The organism is Candidatus Methylospira mobilis, assembly GCF_009498235.1.
Taxonomy (GTDB): domain Bacteria; phylum Pseudomonadota; class Gammaproteobacteria; order Methylococcales; family Methylococcaceae; genus Methylospira; species Methylospira mobilis.
Map to the genome: position 1 here is coordinate 2,402,390 of NZ_CP044205.1, position 21,493 is coordinate 2,423,882.

Annotated in this window: 19 protein-coding genes; 3 read left to right on the forward strand and 16 right to left on the reverse strand. The window is 52.8% G+C overall.

Going from position 1 to position 21,493, the window contains the following annotated elements; translation table 11 throughout:
* Positions 1-292: 292 nt before the first annotated feature.
* Both F6R98_RS10845 and F6R98_RS10850 read right to left on the reverse strand, forming a co-directional pair.
* Positions 293-685 carry a surface-adhesin E family protein gene (locus F6R98_RS10845; RefSeq protein WP_153249033.1) on the reverse strand — a complete coding sequence of 131 codons (393 nt, stop codon included), beginning with the start codon at positions 683-685 and terminating at the stop codon, positions 293-295.
* Positions 686-748: 63 nt separating this feature from the next.
* On the reverse strand, positions 749-2,038 hold the full coding sequence (locus F6R98_RS10850; RefSeq protein WP_153249034.1) for a citrate synthase: 1,290 nt from the start codon (positions 2,036-2,038) through the stop codon (positions 749-751).
* Between the two features lie 165 nt (positions 2,039-2,203).
* Between F6R98_RS10850 and F6R98_RS10855 the strand changes: the two genes are divergently transcribed.
* Positions 2,204-3,589: an MFS transporter gene (locus F6R98_RS10855; RefSeq protein ID WP_153249035.1), complete on the forward strand. Its 1,386-nt coding sequence runs from the start codon at positions 2,204-2,206 to the stop codon at positions 3,587-3,589.
* Positions 3,590-3,603: 14 nt separating this feature from the next.
* On the opposite strand, the gene F6R98_RS10860 is transcribed toward F6R98_RS10855, so the two are convergent.
* Genes F6R98_RS10860 through leuS form a run of 4 tightly spaced genes read right to left on the reverse strand, consistent with a single transcriptional unit; the run spans position 3,604 to position 9,047 of the window.
* A complete protein-coding gene (locus F6R98_RS10860) occupies positions 3,604-4,866 on the reverse strand; it encodes a glutamate-5-semialdehyde dehydrogenase (RefSeq protein WP_153249036.1) in 1,263 nt (420 codons plus the stop codon).
* Positions 4,863-5,903 carry a DNA polymerase III subunit delta gene (holA, locus tag F6R98_RS10865; RefSeq protein ID WP_153249037.1) on the reverse strand — a complete coding sequence of 347 codons (1,041 nt, stop codon included), beginning with the start codon at positions 5,901-5,903 and terminating at the stop codon, positions 4,863-4,865. The genes F6R98_RS10860 and holA overlap by 4 nt, the downstream gene beginning before the upstream one ends.
* The gene (locus tag F6R98_RS10870) at positions 5,900-6,430 is read right to left on the reverse strand and encodes an LPS-assembly lipoprotein LptE (RefSeq protein WP_228124831.1); all 531 of its coding nucleotides are present in this window, start codon (positions 6,428-6,430) and stop codon (positions 5,900-5,902) included. Before F6R98_RS10870 ends, holA begins: the two co-directional genes overlap by 4 nt.
* A gap of 7 nt (positions 6,431-6,437) precedes the next feature.
* Positions 6,438-9,047 (reverse strand): leucine--tRNA ligase, encoded by a 2,610-nt coding sequence (gene leuS / locus F6R98_RS10875; protein WP_153249039.1) that lies wholly within the window; start codon positions 9,045-9,047, stop codon positions 6,438-6,440.
* Positions 9,048-9,179: 132 nt separating this feature from the next.
* Between leuS and F6R98_RS10880 the strand changes: the two genes are divergently transcribed.
* Entirely contained in the window at positions 9,180-9,959 is a 780-nt protein-coding gene (locus F6R98_RS10880; RefSeq protein ID WP_153249040.1) for a ParA family protein, read from the forward strand.
* Between the two features lie 59 nt (positions 9,960-10,018).
* Here F6R98_RS10880 and F6R98_RS10885 read toward each other — a convergent pair whose 3' ends face one another.
* Positions 10,019-10,867, reverse strand: coding sequence for a GNAT family N-acetyltransferase (locus F6R98_RS10885; protein ID WP_153249041.1), 849 nt, complete (start codon positions 10,865-10,867; stop codon positions 10,019-10,021).
* Positions 10,868-11,367: 500 nt separating this feature from the next.
* On the reverse strand, positions 11,368-11,952 hold the full coding sequence (locus F6R98_RS10890) for a riboflavin synthase subunit alpha (RefSeq protein WP_228124832.1): 585 nt from the start codon (positions 11,950-11,952) through the stop codon (positions 11,368-11,370).
* Positions 11,953-12,159: 207 nt separating this feature from the next.
* On the opposite strand from F6R98_RS10890, the gene F6R98_RS10895 reads away from it, so the two are divergent.
* Entirely contained in the window at positions 12,160-13,128 is a 969-nt protein-coding gene (locus F6R98_RS10895; RefSeq protein WP_153250884.1) for an IS5 family transposase, read from the forward strand.
* A 367-nt stretch (positions 13,129-13,495) separates the two neighbouring features.
* Here F6R98_RS10895 and F6R98_RS10900 read toward each other — a convergent pair whose 3' ends face one another.
* The 8 genes from F6R98_RS10900 to mmoX all read right to left on the reverse strand — a co-directional run bounded on the left by F6R98_RS10900 (position 13,496) and on the right by mmoX (position 21,193).
* Positions 13,496-15,187, reverse strand: coding sequence for an Hsp60 family chaperonin (locus F6R98_RS10900; RefSeq protein ID WP_153249042.1), 1,692 nt, complete (start codon positions 15,185-15,187; stop codon positions 13,496-13,498).
* A gap of 267 nt (positions 15,188-15,454) precedes the next feature.
* The gene (locus tag F6R98_RS10905) at positions 15,455-15,760 is read right to left on the reverse strand and encodes a hypothetical protein (protein WP_153249043.1); all 306 of its coding nucleotides are present in this window, start codon (positions 15,758-15,760) and stop codon (positions 15,455-15,457) included.
* Positions 15,761-15,870: 110 nt separating this feature from the next.
* On the reverse strand, positions 15,871-16,920 hold the full coding sequence (mmoC, locus tag F6R98_RS10910; protein WP_153249044.1) for an aromatic/alkene monooxygenase hydroxylase FAD-binding subunit MmoC: 1,050 nt from the start codon (positions 16,918-16,920) through the stop codon (positions 15,871-15,873).
* A 27-nt stretch (positions 16,921-16,947) separates the two neighbouring features.
* Complete coding sequence (gene mmoD, locus F6R98_RS10915) at positions 16,948-17,256, reverse strand: soluble methane monooxygenase-binding protein MmoD (protein WP_315699239.1); 309 nt, start codon at positions 17,254-17,256, stop codon at positions 16,948-16,950.
* A 151-nt stretch (positions 17,257-17,407) separates the two neighbouring features.
* Positions 17,408-17,914: an aromatic/alkene monooxygenase hydroxylase subunit gamma gene (gene mmoZ, locus F6R98_RS10920; RefSeq protein ID WP_153249045.1), complete on the reverse strand. Its 507-nt coding sequence runs from the start codon at positions 17,912-17,914 to the stop codon at positions 17,408-17,410.
* A gap of 13 nt (positions 17,915-17,927) precedes the next feature.
* Positions 17,928-18,356: a methane monooxygenase regulator MmoB gene (gene mmoB, locus F6R98_RS10925; protein WP_153249046.1), complete on the reverse strand. Its 429-nt coding sequence runs from the start codon at positions 18,354-18,356 to the stop codon at positions 17,928-17,930.
* Between the two features lie 10 nt (positions 18,357-18,366).
* Positions 18,367-19,536, reverse strand: coding sequence for an aromatic/alkene monooxygenase hydroxylase subunit beta (mmoY, locus tag F6R98_RS10930; RefSeq protein WP_153249047.1), 1,170 nt, complete (start codon positions 19,534-19,536; stop codon positions 18,367-18,369).
* A gap of 73 nt (positions 19,537-19,609) precedes the next feature.
* Positions 19,610-21,193 (reverse strand): aromatic/alkene monooxygenase hydroxylase subunit alpha, encoded by a 1,584-nt coding sequence (gene mmoX / locus F6R98_RS10935; RefSeq protein ID WP_153249048.1) that lies wholly within the window; start codon positions 21,191-21,193, stop codon positions 19,610-19,612.
* Positions 21,194-21,493: the final 300 nt, after the last annotated feature.

Consider the following 21,493-nt stretch of genomic DNA (forward strand, 5'->3'; position numbering starts at 1 on the left):
CTTGCTGCCGCGGGTGATCTACAAGATACGCGACGAATGGCAGTTTGTTGAACAAACAGATACCCTGTACCAAGTGCGTCTACCTCGCCAACGTCAAATAATATCCTCTTGTTTCGTCACACTGCTCGACTCAGGGCTGGGAGGCGAGCTAACGACATTTTCCACGCAACTGAGTCCTGAATACTTGCCACTTATTCGTTCATATTTAAAGAATAATATTATTCGAGAGGCATTGGCTCGTGGATCGTTGCCTCTCTCGTCCCGGCCGGATGCCCCGTAAATGTGTTCCGGCTTAACGACGGCAGGCGATACTTAACAAGGATTCGCCAAGCGAATCTTTTACCACGGTACGCCAGATAGGATCTCTGTAGGTATTCGACCAGACGATTTTTCCACCGGCCATGCGTCCGGCATATTGCGTAATGGACTCAATACTGGATTTGTCCGCATCGCAGTCATAAACGCGCAATATTTTTTCGGAGATGAATTTGTCGTTGTCCTGACTTTGTATTTCAAAATAATCAACCAGCTCCCATACCCTGGAAATATTGTCGTTTTTTTCGATAGTGGCCGGGTCCAGATAATAAGTATACCCGTCATCACTGACATTGCTCATAACATACCATTCGGCATCGGCAACGCTGGTGAAAAACATCATCAAGGCCGCAGCAAAATATCTCATCATTCCTCCTCCCCATTGCAATAATTTTTCGCATTATTTATTTAAAAGCGCGCCTGAGCTTAATCATCAGCGTTCATCTATCGGTAAATACTGCTGTTCCCGGCTACCGGTGTATATCTGTCTGGGCCGGGCTATTTTCATTCCCGGATCTTCAACCAGTTCTTTCCAGTGCGCGATCCACCCCGGTAAACGCCCCAGAGCAAACATGACGGTAAACATGTTGGTCGGTATCTTCAGCGCGCGATAGATAATTCCGGAATAGAAATCGACATTGGGATATAACTGGCGTTCTATGAAATAGTCATCGGTTAACGCGGCTTCTTCGAGTTCCTTGGCTATTTCAAGAATCGGATTATCGATGCCGAGATGATTCAGTACCTGATCACAATATTTCTTGATGATAGCCGCACGCGGATCGTATTTTTTATAAACCCGATGTCCGAATCCCATTAGTTTGAAATGGTTTCCTTTATCCTTCGCCATGTCGACATAGCGTTTGGTGCCGCTGCCGGAAGCATGTATCGACTCCAGCATTTCAATAACAGCTTGGTTGGCTCCGCCATGCAATGGCCCCCATAATGCGCAAATACCGGCGGATAATGCCGCAAAAAGGTTGGCTTTGGAAGAACCGACCATACGCACCGTAGAGGTCGAGCAATTCTGCTCATGGTCGGCATGCAGAATAAACAGCACATCAAGCGCCTTGCGTATCACTTCATCCGGCTCGAAAGGACGCATCGGCGTCGTAAACATCATATGCATGAAGTTGGAAAGATAATCCAGCTCGGGACGCGTGTAAACGAATGCTTCGCCCACCGACCGCTTATAGGCAAAGGCGGCCAAAACACGCACCTTGGACAACAGGTGCGTAATGGTTTGATCACGATCCTCGTCGCTTTGTTCGGGTTGCAGCAATTCAGGATGGTAAACCGACAAGGAGCACACCATCGCCGAAAGAATCGCCATGGGATGAGCATGTCCGGGATAGGACGTGAAAAAACTTTTCATGTCCTCATGAATCAATGAATGGTGATGTACTTTTTCCTTGAAACGCGTATATTCTTCCTCACCGGGCAAATGTCCGTAAATCAACAGATAAGACACTTCCATGAAAGTCGATTTTTCGCACAGCTCCGCGATATCTATTCCCCGATAGCGAAGAGTACCCAGTTCTCCATCTATAAAGCTGATCGCGGACTGACATGCGCCGGTATTTGCGAATGCAGGGTCCAATGTGATGTAGCCTGATTGTGCGCGTAATCGTCCCACATCCAGCGCCTTTTCACCCTCAGTGCCCTCAATAAGGGGTAGCTCATAGATGTGACCGTCAATATCAAGTTTGGCAGTTTTGTTCATGATGATGTCTCTGAAGGCGGTGTTACATATTATTAGTAGTATTTATAAAGATTATAACTTAAGACTGCCTTCTTGGTGTGCGCCATGCCTGACCTCTGATACACGCTCAGTCAACTTCCTGTTTCCCGAATCAAGCGGCAACAAAACCACTATTCCACACAAAATATGAATCATCAGACCACTGTACATCAAGATAAGGTTGCGCAGATTGCCGCTCGTATCGAGAGACTCCCTGTTTCAGGATTTCACCGGCGCTTCATAACCCTGGTATCACTGGGCGGCTGGTTCGATTTTTATGACATATTCATGATGGCCTATCTGGGCGCGGCGCTCAAAAATTCGGGTTTTCTAAACATACAGCAGTTCAGCCTGATGATTTCATCGGGGTTTCTGGGCATGTTCGCGGGTAGCGTATTGTTCGGCATAGGCAGCGACCGTTTTGGGCGGCGCACATCATTCATGTTCATGTTGCTGATTTATTCAGTATTTACGCTACTCGGCGCGTTTTCCCACAATGCCTGGGAGCTGATTGCGTTGCGCTTCCTGGCGGGCCTGGGTATCGGCGCCGAACTGGTGGTGATCGACAGCTACGTTACGGAAATAATACCCGGCAGACTGCGTGGCCGTTACGTCGCCATTACCCAGGTTGTAGGTTTCACTGCGATACCGGTAGTCGCCGGGCTATCCAGCCTACTGATTCCAACCAACTGGTTGCTGGACGGTTGGCGCTGGGTCATGGTTACAGGCAGTGCGGGCGCGGTGCTGGTCTGGTATTTACGGCGTAATTTGCCGGAATCGCCGCGCTGGTGCGCGTCGACAGGCCGTTATGAACAGGCTGAACGCATCATGCGACAGATAGAGCAGGATGTTGAACGTGAAATGGATTCTCCCCTGCCCTCGCCATCGGCGACGCAAATTTCGACCCGGCAATCCGCGACTCCTGTTCAGGCGAGCATAAAAACGCTATGGTCACGGCCTTATCGAAAACGCACGCTGGTACTGACCGTATTCCATTGTTTACAGACTGTCGGTATCTACGGCTTTGCCAACTGGGCGCCGATGTTCATGTTGACGCAAGGTCACAGCCTTGAACAGTCGCTCGATTACGGTTTCTGGATTGCATTGGTCAGCCCGCTGGGACCGATACTCTGTGTGCTGACAACGGAACGCATTGAACGCAAATACGCCCTGGTCATACTGCCGCTGCTGATGGCTCTCAGCGGCATCACCTTTCCCTATGCGCAAAGCGGACTGCAGATTATTTTAACGGGGGCTGCGATAACCTTTTTCTCATACTGGTTCTCGGCTGTGCTGCATGCTTATCAAGCCGAAGTGTTTCCTACGCCGATACGCGCCACCGGCGTCGGCTTTACCTACAGCATCAGCCGTTTGAGCGTCATTGCGTCAACTTCGATCATTACCGTGCTGTTGCAGTACGGCATCATGTTCGTATTCGCTTTCATAGCGGCATGCATGATGCTGATTGCGCTGCTGATCGGTCTGTTCGGCGAGCGCACCAATGCGAGGCTGCTGGAAGCAGTATCGAATTGAGGGTATCCCGCCCCTCAGGCGCGCACCTGCCCATCGCCGAGCACAATGAACTTTTGCGTGGTCAATCCTTCCAGACCGACAGGCCCGCGCGCGTGCAGTTTGTCGGTACTGATGCCTATTTCCGCTCCAAGGCCGTATTCGAAACCGTCGGCGAACCGCGTTGAGGCATTGACCATGACCGAAGATGAATCGACCTCGCGCAAAAAGCGTCGCGCGCGGCTGTAATCCTCGGTGACGATGGCGTCGGTATGATGCGAACCGTATAGCTGAATATGCGCCATGGCCTCCTCAATATCGTTCACGATGCGTATCGCCAGTATCGGCGCCAGATATTCGGTAGCCCAATCCTCTTCCGTCGCGGCCATGCAACCGGAAAGCAGCGAGCGCGTCTGTTCGCAGCCGCGCAACTCCACGCCTTTGGCACGCAGTTGCTCCGCCAGCGGCGGCAAAACGGCTGCGGCGATGCCTTCTGCGATCAGCAGCGTTTCCATCGCGTTGCATACGCCGTAACGCTGGGTCTTGGCATTCAAGGCGATGGACAGGGCTTTATCGATATCCGCCTTGTCGTCGATGTAGACATGGCAGATGCCGTCCAGGTGTTTGATCACCGGAATGCGCGACTCCGCCATGATGCGCTCGATCAGGCTTTTGCCGCCGCGCGGTACGATTACGTCGATATACTTATCCAGGCGCAACAGTTCGCCTACCGCGTTCCTGTCGGTGGTATCGACCAAAGACACGCTATCCTCCGGCAACCCGGCCTCCAATAATCCAGCGCGTATGATCGCGGCAATGGCGCGATTCGAGTGAATGGCTTCGCTGCCGCCACGCAGTATGCAGGCGTTGCCCGATTTAAGGCAAAGCGCCGCCGCGTCGGCGGTCACATTCGGGCGCGATTCGTAAATGATGCCGATCACGCCGAGCGGAACGCGCATGCGTCCGACCTGTATGCCCGACGGACGGTAGGTCAAACCGCTTATCTCGCCGACCGGGTCGGGTAAGGCCGCAACTTCCCGTAAACCGTCAGCCATGGCCTTTATGCGTTTTTCGTTCAGTTCCAGACGCTCGACTGCCGCGGCATCCAGCCTTCTTTCGCACGCCGCGGCGACATCGGCCCGATTGGCAGCAATGATGTCCGCCTGCGCTTTTTCCAGTCGCCCGGCTATAGTTTCCAGCGCCAGGTTTTTTTGTGCGGTCTGCGCCCCTACCAGCCTGCGCGCCGCAATTCCTGCCCGCTCGCCCAAGCGTAAAATAACTGAAGATACCGTATCGTTCATATGAGTAAATCCGTCGGTTGTAATAGCGATTGCGGCATACCGGCCAGCGCAAGACTGATGTCCTGCAACGCATCCCAGACATTGCCGTTCGCCATGCCCTTGATCATGCGGTCCGCCCGCGCTGAAGACAGCATCAGTGTCTGCCTGTGCATGCTGTCGCTGCGTTGCAACGCCTTGATCAGAGCCGTTTTACGCGGATTCCATATCCGCAGGCGATTGCAGACGCTTTCCACGTTTTCACCTTGCGCGCTTGCCCGGCCCAGTTCGTCCAGCGCACGGATTTCACGCGTCAGCGCCCACAGCACGACGGGTCCGGCAACCCCTTCCGCGCGCAGACCGAAAAGAATTCGGCTGATACGCGCGACGCTGCCGGTCAGTGCGGCATCGGTCAAATCGTAGATATCGTAACGCGCGCTGTCGGCAATCGCCCGACGCATCATGTCGTCGTCGATACGCGTTGCGCCATACAGTATGAAAAGTTTTTGCAGCTCTTGATCGGCCGCCAGCAGGTTGCCTTCTATGCGCGCAGCCAGTATCGATAAACCGGATCGGTCCGCCAGCATCTGGTAATGACTCATACGATGCTCCAGCCAGCTCATCAGCTCCTTTCCATGCAACGCCCAGACTTGCACAAAAACGCCTTTGGGCTCCAAAGCTGCAAACCATGCCGATTTTTTTAAATCGTCGTTGCTTAAACGCGGCAGCGTCAGCAGCAGCAAAGTATCTTCCGGGATTTGCGCTGCATAGTTGACCAGCATTTGACTCGCTTCCTTATCCGGTTTGGCGTTGAAGCGCACATCAAGAATGCGTTTATCGCCAAACAGTGAATAGCTTTCGCTCGCGACGGCAAATCCTGACCACTTGAACCCCGTTTCCACGGAAAAAATCTCGCGGTTGGAATAGCCTTGCGCGCTGGCGGCGGCGCGCACCGCATCCATGGCTTCTCCCAATTGGAACGGCTCGTCGCCTGCCGCCAGATAAACCGGATACAGGGTCTTCGACAAACCGGCTTTCAACTGTTCCAGATTCAGTTTCACTGGGGTTGCGCCGGTGGTTGTGTCGGTTGTGATTTCTTGCGATCCAGCGCGTTGATGGTTTGACGTATCAACAACTGTGCCGCCTCCACGCGCATTTCCTGCTGAATCACGCCTTCTTCCTGGGCTTGCGAAAGTGGCGATGTTTGCGAGTTATAGTAGTCTCTCACGACTTCCAGATCCCGTTGCGGCACCAGTATTTCACCGGATTTAGACCGTATATCATACACCACGCGATAACTTAACTCGTACATGGTTGTTTGTCCGAACTGGCTCAATGTCATGCCGCGTCTGTTAGCGACGGCGCGATGTATATGTATCACGCCGTCCGCTTTAGCCAGATTGGCAGTAACCTGACCGCCAGCCGTAGCCGTCACTTTTGTAATATCCAATACCAACGGATCGGAGTAAGGCATGCCTTCGACATAAAAGCTTTGTGTCGAGTTCAGCCCGGCATTACGCAGGTGAAATCCGCAGGATGCCCCGGCAACTGCGATGAGGAGTAATAGCACAGGAGAACTGAAACGCATAGGATATTCAAACCACCACATTAATTAGCTTGCCTGGCACAACGATTATTTTTTTTGCGGGCTTTCCCTCCATGAAGCGTTGCACCGTTTCATCGGCCAAAACAGCCGCTTCGATCTCTTCGCGGACGGCTGTTGCGGACACTACGACCTGCCCTCGCAATTTGCCGTTTACCTGCACCATCAATTGCCGGGTAGCGGATTGCAACGCCGCTTCCGAAACCTCCGGCCACACGGCCTGCAATATGGATTCGCCGTAGCCTAGCTGTATCCACAAGGCATGGCAGATATGCGGCGTAATTGGCGACAGCAAACGCAGCAATATGCCGATGCCCTCGACATACAGCGCTTCCGAATAACCCCGGTTGCTGCCAAGCCCGGCTCTCAACGCGGTATTTTCCAGCGCGTTAAGCAGTTTCATCGCCGCGGAAACCACAGTATTGAACTGATATTTGGCAAAATCGTGGCGCGCCTGCTGCAAAACCTGATGAATCTCGCGCCTTACCTGCTTTGCTATCTCGTCATCGGACATCGCGCTCCAATCCGCCGCCGTCTCATGTGTCGACATGATCACCGGAGCCAATTCCGCGCAGAAGCGCCATAAACGTTTTAAAAACCTTGACGCGCCTTCAACGCCGCTGTCGGACCACTCCAGCGATTGTTCCGGCGGAGCGGCGAACATCATAAACAAGCGCACGGTATCCGCGCCGTATTTTTCTATCAGCTCCTGCGGATCGACGGTATTACCCTTGGACTTGGACATTTTACTGCCGTCCTTGAGCACCATGCCCTGGGTGAGCAGATTGGCGAACGGCTCGTCGTTGACCAGAAAACCTTCATCGCGCAGCAATTTGTTATAAAAACGCGCATACAGCAAATGCAGAATGGCGTGTTCGATACCGCCGACATACTGGTCGACCGGCAACCAGTAACGCGCGCGCTCGTCCAGCATTGCCTGGGTATTGTCGAAGGATGCGTAGCGCGCGAAATACCAGGACGACTCCATGAAGGTATCGAACGTATCCGTCTCGCGGCGCGCAGGCTTGCCGCAGCGCGGGCAGTCCACATGAATAAAGCCGGGCATCTGCGACAACGGAAAACCGGCGCCGCTGATTTCGATATCGCGCGGCAGTTCGACCGGAAGCTGATCGTCAGGGACCGGCACGGTGCCGCAGTCGTCGCAATAAATAACCGGTATCGGCGCGCCCCAGTAACGCTGGCGCGAAACCCCCCAGTCGCGCAGGCGGAAGTTGGCCTGTTTGTCGCCCAAGTTTTTGGCCTTGAGGTCGGCGGCAATTGCGTCTACTGCGTCTTGCGGATTAAGTCCGTTATATTTACCGCTGTTTACTAAAATCATGAACTCATGTTTAGCTGCGTACCAAGCTTGCCAGCGCTTCTGATCAAAAGGCGTATCGACTACTCCGCTACCCGTTCCATCTCCATAGCCTGCTCCACACGCATGACCACCACCATATCCAGAACCATCACCAAAGCCTTCGGAGATATCGGGGCCGAAGCCCAAAGTTCTGCTATTTAAAACCTGAATAATCGGCAAATCGTACTTTTGGGCAAAGTGAAAATCGCGCTCGTCATGCGCCGGCACCGCCATCACCGCGCCTTCGCCGTAGCTCATCAGCACATAATTGCCGACCCATACCGGCACCGCTTCGCCGGTCAGCGGATGCGTCACGGAAATCCCGGTGGACATGCCCTTCTTTTCCATGGTCGCCATGTCGGCTTCGGCGGTGCCGCTTTGCTCGCATTCCAGGATAAAAGTTGCCAGTTCCGGGTTGTTTCGAGCCGCATAAGCCGCCAACGGGTGTTCGGGCGCAACCGCGCAGAACGTGACGCCCATCAAGGTATCGGCGCGCGTGGTATACACCCATAAAAGTTCCTGTTTCCCTTCCAGCTGGTAGGGAAACGCAAAACGCACGCCGTAGCTTTTGCCGATCCAGTTGACCTGCATGGTGCGCACCTGTTCCGGCCAGCCCGGCAACTTTTCCAGGCCGGCCAGCAGTTCGTCGGCATATTCGGTAATTTTCAAAAACCACTGCGAAATTTCCTTGCGCACCACGGCGGTATCGCAACGCCAGCAACAGCCGTCGATGACCTGTTCGTTGGCGAGTACGGTCAGATCATGCGGACACCAGTTTACAGGCGAGGTTTTTTTGTAAACCAGCCCCTTCTCCAGCAGGCGCAAAAAAAACCATTGCTCCCAGCGGTAATACTCCGGGGTGCAGGTGGCCAGTTCGCGCGACCAGTCATAGCCGAAACCCAGCCGCTTGAGCTGATCGCGCATATAGGCGATGTTTTCGTGAGTCCAGTCGGCGGGGTGAACGCCTTTTTGCATCGCGGCGTTTTCCGCAGGCAGTCCGAAAGCATCCCAGCCCATCGGCTGCAATACGTTTTTACCCTGCATACGCTGAAAGCGGCTGATTACATCACCTATGGTGTAATTGCGCACATGGCCCATGTGCAAACGGCCGCTGGGATAGGGAAACATCGACAGACAATAATACTTTTCCCGTGCCGGGTCTTCTATTGCACGAAAAACCGCCTGATCCTGCCAGGCCTGTTGAATGGCTGCTTCGAGTTGCTGGGGTTGATAAGTGGTTTCCATGCGCTGGGATATGCAAGCTAAAAGGATTAGAATACAGCAGCACGGCGCAAATCGAAAGTAAAGCGCCCTGTGAGGCCGAGTTACTTTACGATTCCGATTATCCCGCAACGACGGGAAGGAGCGAGCCAGACCATGCGCAGAGTCATTTTCAACCAGAAAGGCGGTGTAGGTAAATCAACGATTACCTGCAATCTGGCCGCCATCAGCGCCATCGACGATAAAAAAACCCTGGTGGTCGATCTCGATGTTCAGGGCAACTCCACGCACTATCTGCTTGGAAAAAAAATCACCGACCCCGATCAGACCCTGGCCTATTTTTTTAAAGAGGTGCTGAACATGAATCTGTTCGGCAAGGGCGACGATACCGCCCTGCTCGAAGGCGTTATCCACAGCACACCGTTTCCCAATCTCTATGTGCTGCCCTCGCACCCTGAGCTGGAACCCCTGCAAAGCCGCCTCGACGCCCGCTACAAAATCTACAAGCTGCGCGAAGCGCTCAGCAACCTGCAAGGCTTCGACCATATTTACATCGATACGCCGCCGGTACTCAATTTTTACAGCCGCTCGGGCCTGATTGCCGCCGAGCAATGTTTGATTCCGTTCGATTGCGATGCGTTTTCCCAGGAAGCGTTATACAACCTTCTGGCTACGGTAGCGGAAATCAAGGCCGACCATAACCCGGAGCTGCGTGTCGAAGGTATCGTCGTCAATCAATTCCAGAGCCGCGCCAACCTGCCCGCCAGCCTGGTGCAGCAATTGGTGGAGCAAGGCCATCCGGTTTTAAACAGCAAACTGTCCATCTCCGTAAAAGTCAGGGAGTCGCATACCGCCTCGAAGCCTCTAATTCACTATTTACCGGATCACAAACTGACGGAAGAATTTATCGCATTGCATCAGGAGCTGCACAGTTAGCGGATATGCAAAAGTGAAGAGGAACGCCGCTCCGGGCTCCCCATAAGCGGCAGTCGCATTCATCCCAGCTCAAAAGTGGTGACACCGAACATTTTTTGCAAATCGACACGAGGAGCCTCCTGGCTGTACATACGCGCGGTGGCAAACACCGGCGCCAAACCGTACTTTTCAGCCAGAGAGACTGCCGCAGTACACGCGTCCGGGGTATCTAAAAACACGTTGGCATCGCCGATATCCTTGACCAACCCGAGAAAAAGTTTTTCGGCGATATTCCCATCATCGGCAAATAACGGCCCGATTCTATAGCCGTCACGGCTTTTCCGGATCACGCCATAGCCGTGAAGCGCGCGCCCGTCGTAGCATGCCAGCCCGCGCGCCTGCGGCATGATCAGCCAGTCGCGTAGAAATTGCGGACGATCGGCTGGAAAAACCTGATGATCGTAGGCATTAATCTTTGTGAACGGCACCTCGCCAACCGGCAACAATTCCGGCGCCGGCTCAAAACGGCTATTGCCGGCGATCCTTCCGCCATACCGGATGTTCTTGTAGGCTTGGTGAAACCCGAATCTCTGATAATAATCCACTTTTTCCATAACTCCGTCCAAACCGTTATTGCACTCCGCCAGATATTCGAGCGCGCAATCCTTCAACGCAGTCCCGACTCCTTGACCACGAAATGCTTTTTTAACGATAAAAAGCCCGAAAAAACCAAATGATTGTTGCGGGTACTTCACACCCGAAACCGAACCGATTGCTTCGCTGCCCTGCCAAGCCATGAAGAAACCCTGTGGATCGGTATTGTAAAACACCTCGGCGTCGTTCAGACCGGGATTCCAGCCTTCCAAGGCAGCCCATTCAATGGCGGTATCCAAATCCTGCCGCCGCATCCGGCGAATTTCGTAATTCATAAGTTTTTACCTCAACCTGCGGGGGTTCGATCAAATTCTTGTCGACACGCCGCCTGCACCAACTTTTACAATCGCACGGGCCTGATAATGTTTAATTCCGGATAACTATTCAACTACCCTTGTATAACGCTGTAGGAGCGGGCTTTAGCCCGCGAAAGAGGTCGATCGCAACCTAAAGCCCGCTCCTGCGAAGTTGTTTCAATCGAAGATTACTTTGCACCGTCCCTTTTAAGGTTGCGTTTTCCGTAGAAGCCTTTAATGAGCTTATTTAATAAAAAAACGTCGAAACCAGTTACGTAGAATCAGAGGGTTGCTATTCGTTTTGTGGCGAAAAACGATTAACTCAGTGATTCCCTAGGGTTTACTTTCTTTTTTTATTAACAATGATGTTGCTATCGGTGATGCCAATAAATTTAAATCAATATTGTTTTGTTTCAGTAACGCCTCAATTGCCGGCAGTAATGTCCCCAATCTTTCCTCGATAGTTGACCTCACTGTATCTACAACACAACCTGTGTACCCCGTTCGATTTCAACATTAAGTTGAGAACCCGCCAGTTTTGACTCGAATGTGGTCATTCTACGCGTTTCTGGAATTAGCCAAACTTCAAACCAGTCAGACTCTTTATTGATTTCCGATATCGTCAGACTGGTGCCATTAAGAGCAATGTAACCTTTTGGAAAAATATAACGCATCCACTGGTGAGGCACGCCAATTCGAATGCAATAATTATTCTGGATCTGTGTTACGTCATGCACGGTAGCGCAGAAATCGACATGACCGGAAAGAGGGTGTCCGCCTATTTCAGCGCCATCTTTTGCAGCGCGTTCGGCATTAACTCGATCGCCCGCAGTACAGCCCCCCAATGTCGTGATCAACGTGCTTTGCAGCATGACATCAAATTTCACATGAATGTCACTGAGTACTTCTGTGACCGTCAGGCAAACACCATCAATCGCAATACTTGCGCCAATTTTCAGGTCAGTGCAAAAACCGCTGGGAAACTCGATTTCAAAAGAACGCATGCCATCAATATCGGTCACGGATTTAATGGTTGCGATACCTTGTACGATACCTGTAAACATAAAAATTCTCTCGAACGCAAATAACGCCCGACGCACATTCATGTGTGCTGTAGAATATTGCCGAAGTAAAGCACCATAATAATTCAGAGTCAATCCATTAAGGAAACGCTGATTTAATCGCCACCTAATTCCATATATTTATTATGGATATAAATTAACCATGGTATAATAATCAATATATTATACTGAAACGGTTTCCGGCGTATGATGAAACAGACCACCCTCCTTGACGTTCTTCTCCAGCAAAAATCGCGTACCACGCGGCGCGAGACTTTTTTGAACGCGATGGATCAGGTAGTTCCCTGGTCTGAACTGGTCGAGCTCATTCAGCCGGTGTATCCCGCTTCCGGACGAGGTCGTCCGCCTATCGGGATCGAAAGGATGTTGCGATTGTATTTCATCCAGCAATGGTACGGCTTTTCCGACGAAGGAACAGAAGATGCGCTTTATGATATGCCCCTATTAAGCCGCTTTGCCGGAATTGACCTGACGCATGAGCGTGTTCCCGATGCTACCACGCTATTGAACTTCCGCCACCTGCTGGAAGAGCATAAGCTGGCGCCGGTGATGCTGGGCCGCATTAATGCGCTTCTTGAAGCGAAAGGATTACTCATGCGCGAAGGAACGATCGTGGATGCCACGTTGATCGCAGCGCCGCCCTCGACCAAAAACAAAAGTGGCGAGCGCGATCCGGAAATGCACCAGACCAAGAAAGGAAATCAGTGGTATTTCGGGATGAAGGCGCATATTGGTGTGGATGCTGAATCGGGACTGGTTCATACGGTTGTCGGTACGTCGGCGCATGTCAGTGATGTGGTGATGACCAGCGAGTTGCTTCATGGTCGGGAACAAGTGGTCATAGCCGATGCCGGTTACATCGGCGTTGAAAAGCGCGAAGAGAATACCGGGAAAACGGTGGAGTGGTTGATCGCCATGAAGCGCGGCAAGCTAAAAGCGATGCCCGAAGGCCGATGGAAAGAAACGGTGCGCGAGATCGAAAAAAAGAAGGCGCAGATTCGTTCGCGTGTCGAGCATCCGTTCCATGTGATCAAGAACCTGTTTCATTATCGCAAGACGCGGTATCGGGGATTGGAAAAGAACACGCATCAACTACAGATTTTGTTCGGGCTTTGTAATTTGTACCGGAGCCAAAAGCGGCTGATGGGGTCGATATGAGGGATTATTGCGCCCTCAATCCGCCCGAAAGGCGGAAAATGCCGGTAAAACCGGTGGTTTTAAGAGGGAACGCATAAAAAATGCGCCAAAATAGAAAATTTAGGCTCAAAAAAATTGCGCACCGGCGCAGCAACCCAGGTTTTGGCTATTAATCAGCGGTTCCTTAAAAACATGGAATTTGCTATAAACGGGTTTTCTCAGCAAGCAACTCCGGCGTATTTTCTGGTTTTTCAGCGCTTTTCAATATTGCAGGATAATCTGAGATCATCCCAAAAAAGAACCCCGGCATGGCCCGGGGTTGTCAAAAGCGCGCGGACTGTTCCGGTATTGGTAAACAGTAGCGCGGTGGGATTGTTTACATGTTCGATTATGGCGCGCGCGGGTCTTCGCGCGTCGCGGCGGCCCATTCGGCTATCTGGGCGGTATTGGGGAAACGTTTGAGTACCGGCTCCTGGCAAACGATGGCTTCGGTCGTCATTACCGTCGACACGATGCCCGCCGCATTCTGCAACGCCAGCCGGGCAACTTTGACCGGATCGAGTATGCCTGCTTCCAGCAGGCTGCCATAAGTCCTGGCCGCAACATCGTACCCATAAACGCCGTCATCGTGCATCAGCACTTTCGCCAAAACCGATTCGGGATTCATTCCGGCGTTATGCGCTATACAGCGTAAAGGCTCATAGAGCGCTTCTTCCACGATTTCCACGCCGCGACGCAGATCGGCATTGTCGAACCGGAGCCTGTCCAACGCCCTGCGGATATGCAGCAAGCCTACGCCGCCGCCGGCCATAACGCCTTCGTCCATTGCCGCGCGTACCGAGTTATAGGCGTTTTCGACGCGAACCATGCGCTCTTTTATCGTCATATCGTTCAAACCGCCGACACGGTACACGGCGGTTTTGCTGCGTAAAAAAGCGATGCGTTCTTCGAGGTTTTCCAAGTCGTGGCGATTTCCGGTCGGAGACCCCTCGCCCGGCTTGCGTGCGCGTATCCTGTCGGCATCGAGCGTCAATTGTGCAATCCGATCCTCTATCCGCTGTGCGTCGCCGCGACAGCCGATAATCAGCGTGGATTCGGCGCTGACCACGACTCGCTGAGCTTGTCCCAGATCCGCCAGCGTCATTTTTTCCAAGGTATCGCCTTGAACTTCCAGGCAGGCGCGTCCGCCGGTCATTATTGCCAGGTCGAGCAGGCGTTCGCTGCGTCCGTCGCCGAACCCAGGGGGTTTGACGGCAACCACCTTGAAGTTGCCGCGCACATGATTCAGCAACAGCGGCGCCAGAGCTTCTTCAGTGATATTCTCGGCTATGACCAGCAGCGGACGCCGCTGGTCCTGGGCATTTTCCAGCAGCGGCACCAGATCCATGAAGTCCGTTACTTCACGGTCGTACAGCAAAATATAGGGCTGATCCAGCTCCGCCAGATTTCTTTCCTTATCGGTATTGAAATAAGAGGACAAATAGCCCTGCGCGAAGCGGGAACCGTCGGTAATTTCCAGTTCGTCGTCGTGAGTATAGCCCAGCTCAAAACTGACTACGCCATCGTTGCCGACCGCTTCAATCGCATCAATCAGTAAATCGGCGACGCTGTCGTCTTCCTTGCTGGCCGAACGGCAAACCTTGCGGAAAATATCGCGATCCTGGGTGCGTATCGCGGTTCGGCGCATTTCATTGCTCAGGCATTCGACCGCCAGTTCCATGCCTTTTTTAAGATCAACCGGATTCGCGCCGGCGACCATGCTCTTTTCGCAGCCCCTGGCAAGGCTGCGCGCCAGTACTATCGAAGTCGTCGTGCCGTCGCCGGCCGCACGGGAAACCGCACCGGCGACATCGCGCAACATGCGCGCGCCTACATCTTCAATGATATCGGGAAGCGTAATCGCTTGCGCCACGGTAACGCCGTCGCGCGTCACCACCGGCCCCACGCCGTCGGTACGATGCTGGATGACGACACTGGGACCAGATGCGCCCAGCGTTACTTCCACGGCCTGAGCAAGTTTGTTTATGCCGCGCATCATCCTTGAGCGGGCGTTATGATTAAAAACGATTTGTTTCGCCATAGGTGTGCAAACTCTGATTATAGTTATCGGAAAGCAAAAGCTTTACTTTTGTATTTGTAACTATTCAGCATGCCCGCTGGAAAGGAAATGAGGTGAGTCAGGCGAGACCTTTTGCGTCCATGGATGGGCGCATAGAGCTTCCAGAAATGGAATTGCAGCGTGGTTATTCTCTCCGACACGCTTCCCCGTGTGTCTCGGCTGACTTGCCTCAACCCGACTGCATCGTTCATGACTAAAAAGCACTCACTGAATAGTTACTTGTATTTTTTAATTCGAATCTATCGAATAGTGACGCATTAATGTCTGTCCTGCATTGGCGCGCGCCGAGCAGGCGCGCCGCTGGCGCGACCATATCCACATCAACTCGCGGTCATTCCAGTCCAGCGTGCGGCGCAATTCCTCTTCGTCCTGTCGAGACAACGATTTATTCCATAGCTCCCGCAATTCTGCTACACGATCGGGATAAAGGCCGGATGTCAGCTTCTGTTCGCGAACCGCAAGCTCGCGAATGGAGTGATCCAGTTGCCGCACGGTCAGTTCGATAAACTGTTCATCTTCAGCTTGCGAAGACATGACGCATCCACTACCTAAACTCGATACAAAATAAAAGTTGAATCGCCGCCGTCCAATGGTGGGCCTGCCATAACGTTGCCATCGGAGTATCGACGGCAATTCAACAAAACTTACGCCGTCGCACCCACTGTCAGAAATTTTTCCAGGTAAATCTGATTTTTAGGTATGCCGAACTCACTGCAAACGGCATAAGCCGCATCGACCATGCCCGGAGGCCCGCACAGATAAAGGTCGGGTTTAAGCGGATGCTGTTCCAGATCGTGGCGCAGAATGTCGATGACATTGCCTCGTTCGCCTTTCCAGGCTTCATCCGGCTGCCAGGCGCAGATTTTCACACTCAGCGTAGGCATTTCCCTTTCCAGCGCTTCAAGCTCATCGACATAAAACGCTTCGTCAGGCTTGTTCACACCGAAATACAGCCGCGCTTCCTGCGGTTCTCCCCAGTGATGCATTTGCCTGATCATTGATAACACCGGTGCCAACCCCGTACCGCCGGCAACAAAATAACGCGGGCGGAAACCATTCTCCTTCAGCGAGAAAATACCGAGCGGGCCTTTAAGCGATAAAATCTGACCCGGTTTCGCCCGGTTACGCAGAAAGTTTGAGAACTGCCCATCAGGCAGCAATCGGATCAGAAATTCGAGATCGCCGTCCTCATTGCTGATATTGGCTGGAGAATAGGAACGCGACAGTTCACTATCGGGTATCCGTATGTCCATATACTGGCCGGGAGCGAAATCGACTTTCAACTCGCTGCCGCTACCCGGTTTTTTCAGCAACAAGCGTACGGCATTGGATGAAATGGGCGTAACACTGACGACTTCCGCCTCAAAATCCAGATCTTCAGCCCCGAAGGAAATTCTGGAATAGGTATATGGTACTTCAACCTCCAGATCGGTTTCCGGGAAGCAGCGGCACAGTAAAACCTGACCTTCTTCCTCTTCTTCGGGCGTGAGCGCCTGCACGCTGCACCCCACCAGCTTATAATCGCCTTCCACGCAGAAGGCTTTACAGGTGGAGCACCCTCCGGCGCGGCAGGATGACATCAGGATGATATCCTGACGCAGGCCGGCGGAAATGACATCCTCGTCGGATTTGCACTCAAAACTTACGGATTCACCATCTTCGGTGATAACTTCTATGGTATGCGATGCCGCCATGGCATGAACTCCTGCTTCCAGGTATTTTTAGGTTGTCTGTTTGTTGGACATAATCTGGCCGTCGACATGGCCAAAAAATGCCAATACATGTTGAACCGACTGTTTCGACGACTCCAGACTGATCGCACAGCCGTCCTGTATCTCCTCTCCATCGCGCGTAATCACCCAGCGCCACATGAAATCGAGATCGTAGGCGTAGGCGCTGTAACGCCCGTTCTCGATCAGCGGCACAGGCTCCAGGCCTTCGGGCATAACCAGAGCGCCGCGCAGATTTTTTTGAAACAAATGTTCCAAATCAAGCACCTTGCTATCTGAATGATCTTCGGTTGTCATCATGGGTACAATCAATTCTGAATTGGTTTTCCATCAACGGGAGTATTGCCACGGTTCACAACCTGCACGCCGTATACTGCAGAAATACCCCGTCAACAGACTTTATCTCGACTCACTTTCTATAGGGACAGGAAGCGAACCTTGTTTTTCTCGCTTAATGCGGTACCTGAATAACGCGAACGCCACGCTGCTTGCGCAGATCCTCAAGCGAGGTATCGTAGTAATTCAGGTTGCGCAGCTCCATCAAACGAGTACCCAATTGGCGCTCGGCGTCCAGGAAAAAATTCACGGGAAGAATCGGCGGTTTATAAGCCTGGCGGAAACCGATGTGGATTTTCTCCGCTTCCCACTTATCCTTGGCGGCATTGATTTTGGCTACCGCCTGATTGACTACCTCTGCGGCGTCCTCACCGGTTGCAGTCTTGTTGCGGAAGTCTTCGTCGCTGAAAGCGTTGGCTTTCAGTACCGCCACCTTTTCTTCGAGCTTGGCTTCGATCCACAGATAGTCGATATCCAGATCGTAGCTTTTTCTGAACGGTGTGCTGTAATCAAGACGGAACTGCGTCAAGGTTTCCGCGCCCTCTTTCAGCGTGCTGATGGCGGCAACTTTCGATTTCCATTCTCTGCGAATGGCGTTATCGTGAACGGGTTGGTTAGGCATAGTCATTCACTCCTTATGCGGCTTTGTAATCTTCGAGCTTGGTATCCAGACCCATCAGTTCACTGGTAATAGTAAACTTGTTGCCCAGCGTATAAGCGCGACCTATGGTGGAAGAAACATCCACCAGAAAGTCGTAGACGTTGAAGCTGCGTCCCAGCAACTCGGAAATCTCGTCGCAATCGACTTCGATTTTGCCGTTGGCCTTGATCCACCAGTAACCGGCGCGATCTTCAACGTTGACGGTCGGATTCACGCTCTTCTTGTAATCCTGCAGCAGGATTTCATCGATGAAAGTATTGATTTCATCCGATTTTTTCAGAACCAGAACCACGGTATCGCTTTCATGCACAACCTGGTTTTCTTCGGCAAAGAATTCGTCGGCGAATGCCTTACCCGTTTTCCCCATGATGCCGGCATCATAAGCGTTCTTATTTACAGTCATGTTTATCTCCTTATTTCAGACCGGCCAGAACGGTATTCACGATCTGATCGCGATCCACCTTGAAGCCGATTTTGGCGGCATAGTCTTCGGTCCAATCATCAACCACGCGATACAGCGACGCTGTGATTTCTTCTTTACTGGTTGTGCCGGCAGGCAGCAACGCAAAGATTCCAACGAAGTCGCGCAAGGCGTTGACGGTCTGACCCAGCCACTTCGCGGTCCAATTGTTCAGAACCTTTTTGTTGTACGCGCCAAATTCGGCGTCTGCTACCAGCGTGGTGTAGAAGTAGTCCTGCACGTCCAGCTTGGTGATACCGTAATAGCTCTGTGCCTGATTTATGAAGAACGGTGTCAGGTTGTCGCCGAACTTCGGCGCTAGACGCAGAAAGAACTCGCGGCGCACGAACTGGCCGAACAGCGAATCGTAAACGGCGTGAACCGCAAACAGGCTTTCGTTCCAGTCGAACACATCCTGCCAGATGCCTTCAACAGCAAGGCGGGCGCTCTTGTAGATGTTGCCGGTGGTCCATTCCTTTTTCGGCACGGCGGTAGACTCGTCAAATCCGGGAACGATTTTGGCGAGGAAACCGCGTTCCAGCTGGATCATTTGCGCCAGATCGACTTTATCGAAACCCCAGAAGGTGGCACTGACACGAATGGTATCAGACAACGCTTCGCGCGCTACGGCGGAGTGGGCGTTGAAAAGGCCGTATTCGCTGTGCAGAAAAGCGCCCAGGTACTTGTTGATGATTTCATCGCACCAGAACCGGTCCATAGTGCGGATCTGGCCGTCGGCTGAGTAGCCCTGCAGGAAACGGTCGGTGACGCGCCATTCCTCGGCCTTGTCCTTTACATAAGGAGCGTGCCAGCGACGGCTTGGGTCACGATGGCGATACCAGTCCTGAGTGTGCAGCTCGGTGGTCTCGTTGCCCCAGGAAGGGCGTCCGCCGTGGAATTTTTGCGTCCAGTCGCCCCAGTCCAGGCCGCCTGCAATCCAGTCGGCATTCGGCTGTGCGTAAACCGTCAGCGCTTCGTATTCGGTCAGACGTTTCCAGCGCGGCGTCACGAAATAACCCATTTTATTCTGGGTATCCAGTGGTGCATCGGGCAATGCTTTCAGAATGACGCTGGCCATTTCCGGATCGGTCAGACCACGGGGTCTTTCTCCTAACATACTCATAACATATCTTCCTATCTTAAGATTATTCGATTGAGCAACCGGGCCGCATCGAGGGATGAAGCCCGATAGAGCATCAATTCAGCGCATCGACCGGGTTTTTGAAAACACAGTTCAGCCTTTTGATGTCGTCCAGCGTCCACAGCTTGTCGCCACGTACATGCGGTTGCGCGATCAAGGTCTTACCGTCGCTGCGCAGGCCGTGCAGTTCCTTGATCACTTCGGACAGTTCGCGTCCTTCGTACTGTTCGAAGATGTTCTGGCACTCGTAACGTTCCGGCTCGGACAGCCACATGCGCTCGCCCCACTGGTCGCTGAAGGTATGCTTCTGACCGTTGAACTCATGTACGCGCAGCGTGCTTTCGCCCTTGCACAACGTCGGGCAGAACGGAACCTGGGATACGCGGTCGATATAGATCGGATGATTGTTTTCGATGAACCACATCAACGGGATGAAACCCGATGACGGATCTTCGCAGCCGCGCGCGCGCCACTCGTCATAGATTTTGCCGTAGTGATCGTACCAGCCAGGGTAGTTCTCTTCGAACCAGGCCGATTCTTCCGCATCCGGCAGATTCAGGCGGAAGAAGCCTGTGGGCCATAACGCATAAGCCAGCAGGAACAGATCGTGATGCGCCCAGTAGGCGTCTTTCTTCGCATCGCGCAGGCTCTTCGGCGAATCGACGCCATATTTGCCGAGACGGCCGATCCATATGCCGCCCCAATCTTCATAAACCCAGCGATTCCAGGTTTTAACCCAAGGCTCTACCTTGAACTTGCTGCCGTACTCGAACAGCATGCCCAGCGCCGGCGTGAAGTACTTCTGTTGCGTCCAGAAAGCATTGTTCAGGTCGGTGTTCAAGTATTTTGCCGAAGCAGGGTCGTTGGCGATGGATACCACGGTCTGGTAGCCGTTGGCCATATGACGCAGTTCGTCGGTTTCGATCGACAGGAACACGGTCGGAGTGATTTCATCGCCGTTGGCTGCAGCCCATTCGGTAACGGCTACGATCAGCGGGTTGGTGAAGCAGGCTTCGCCGACCAGCTGCAGGTTGATGGAACACTCGACCGCGTCGCCGGAAATAAACCCGTCGGAGAATACGCGCTTCATGCCCTTCCACAGCGGCCCGATGGTGCGCGTGCGGCGCGCATCGTTATGACCGGCAGGATCCTGACCGTTCTTGGCGAAGTAGTGGTTCACGTAGGCGCACTGGTGGGTGTGACGAATTTCGTCCAGCACCTGGGCCAGGTAGCCGTTCTTCTGCTCGGCGGCGGTCGCCGAATCCCACAGCATGCCGGTTGCGGCAATAGCGTTGTACTCGCCCACTTCCAGGAAGTTGGAAACCACTTTCATGGTCTCATTCCATTTCGGATGCACGCGATGGCCGGCGTTCAAGCGCGTCAGCGCATCCTGCAGACTGCCGAACTGGCGCTCGTCCTTGACGGACTCCATGCGCGCATATTCCTTGGCGATGAGCTTGAACTGCTCTTTGGTTTCATTCGCCATCTTGTACTTGGTGGCGTACTTGGTGCGGTTGTTTTTGAATTCCCAGTTAAAGCTTTGAAGCCAACGGTGAACTTCCTGCGCATTGACGCTGGTGGGCGCACGATGTGTGGCCAGGGCGTCGGTTGCGGCTTTGGTAGCTGCGCTTATAGCCATTTCTATCTATCTCCTCAAGGTAGATCACAGCCCCGCTTGCGGGGCATCCTTAAATATCAGCCGGAAGCCGATATTTCCCGTAACCGTAGTCCGGGACAGAAGAGATAGGGCAATGACTGTGCCAACGAGGAAACTTATTGTTTACTCTTTTTAATACAATGATTTATTACAGAACCGTAAAAACGGGAAAGTAAACGGACCACCTAAACGGCGTATACAAACTAGACAGCGTTTAATAGTTAGACATCGTCCGCGCCGCTTCAAAACTCCATCCGTAACAAGCCGATCACGTTTAACGGC

Coding starts and splice junctions, on each gene's coding strand:
- F6R98_RS10845 (WP_153249033.1), bottom strand. CDS start 685: ATGATGAGATATTTTGCTGCGGCCTTGATGATGTTTTTCACCAGCGTT.
- mmoD (WP_315699239.1), bottom strand. CDS start 17,256: ATGATGACAACCGAAGATCATTCAGATAGCAAGGTGCTTGATTTGGAA.
- mmoX (WP_153249048.1), bottom strand. CDS start 21,193: ATGGCTATAAGCGCAGCTACCAAAGCCGCAACCGACGCCCTGGCCACA.
- mmoY (WP_153249047.1), bottom strand. CDS start 19,536: ATGAGTATGTTAGGAGAAAGACCCCGTGGTCTGACCGATCCGGAAATG.
- F6R98_RS10870 (WP_228124831.1), bottom strand. CDS start 6,430: ATGCGTTTCAGTTCTCCTGTGCTATTACTCCTCATCGCAGTTGCCGGG.
- F6R98_RS10905 (WP_153249043.1), bottom strand. CDS start 15,760: ATGTCTTCGCAAGCTGAAGATGAACAGTTTATCGAACTGACCGTGCGG.
- F6R98_RS10850 (WP_153249034.1), bottom strand. CDS start 2,038: ATGAACAAAACTGCCAAACTTGATATTGACGGTCACATCTATGAGCTA.
- F6R98_RS10855 (WP_153249035.1), top strand. CDS start 2,204: ATGAATCATCAGACCACTGTACATCAAGATAAGGTTGCGCAGATTGCC.
- mmoB (WP_153249046.1), bottom strand. CDS start 18,356: ATGACTGTAAATAAGAACGCTTATGATGCCGGCATCATGGGGAAAACG.
- F6R98_RS10885 (WP_153249041.1), bottom strand. CDS start 10,867: ATGAATTACGAAATTCGCCGGATGCGGCGGCAGGATTTGGATACCGCC.
- F6R98_RS10880 (WP_153249040.1), top strand. CDS start 9,180: ATGCGCAGAGTCATTTTCAACCAGAAAGGCGGTGTAGGTAAATCAACG.
- F6R98_RS10895 (WP_153250884.1), top strand. CDS start 12,160: ATGAAACAGACCACCCTCCTTGACGTTCTTCTCCAGCAAAAATCGCGT.
- F6R98_RS10900 (WP_153249042.1), bottom strand. CDS start 15,187: ATGGCGAAACAAATCGTTTTTAATCATAACGCCCGCTCAAGGATGATG.
- F6R98_RS10860 (WP_153249036.1), bottom strand. CDS start 4,866: ATGAACGATACGGTATCTTCAGTTATTTTACGCTTGGGCGAGCGGGCA.
- F6R98_RS10890 (WP_228124832.1), bottom strand. CDS start 11,952: ATGTTTACAGGTATCGTACAAGGTATCGCAACCATTAAATCCGTGACC.
- mmoZ (WP_153249045.1), bottom strand. CDS start 17,914: ATGCCTAACCAACCCGTTCACGATAACGCCATTCGCAGAGAATGGAAA.
- mmoC (WP_153249044.1), bottom strand. CDS start 16,920: ATGGCGGCATCGCATACCATAGAAGTTATCACCGAAGATGGTGAATCC.
- leuS (WP_153249039.1), bottom strand. CDS start 9,047: ATGGAAACCACTTATCAACCCCAGCAACTCGAAGCAGCCATTCAACAG.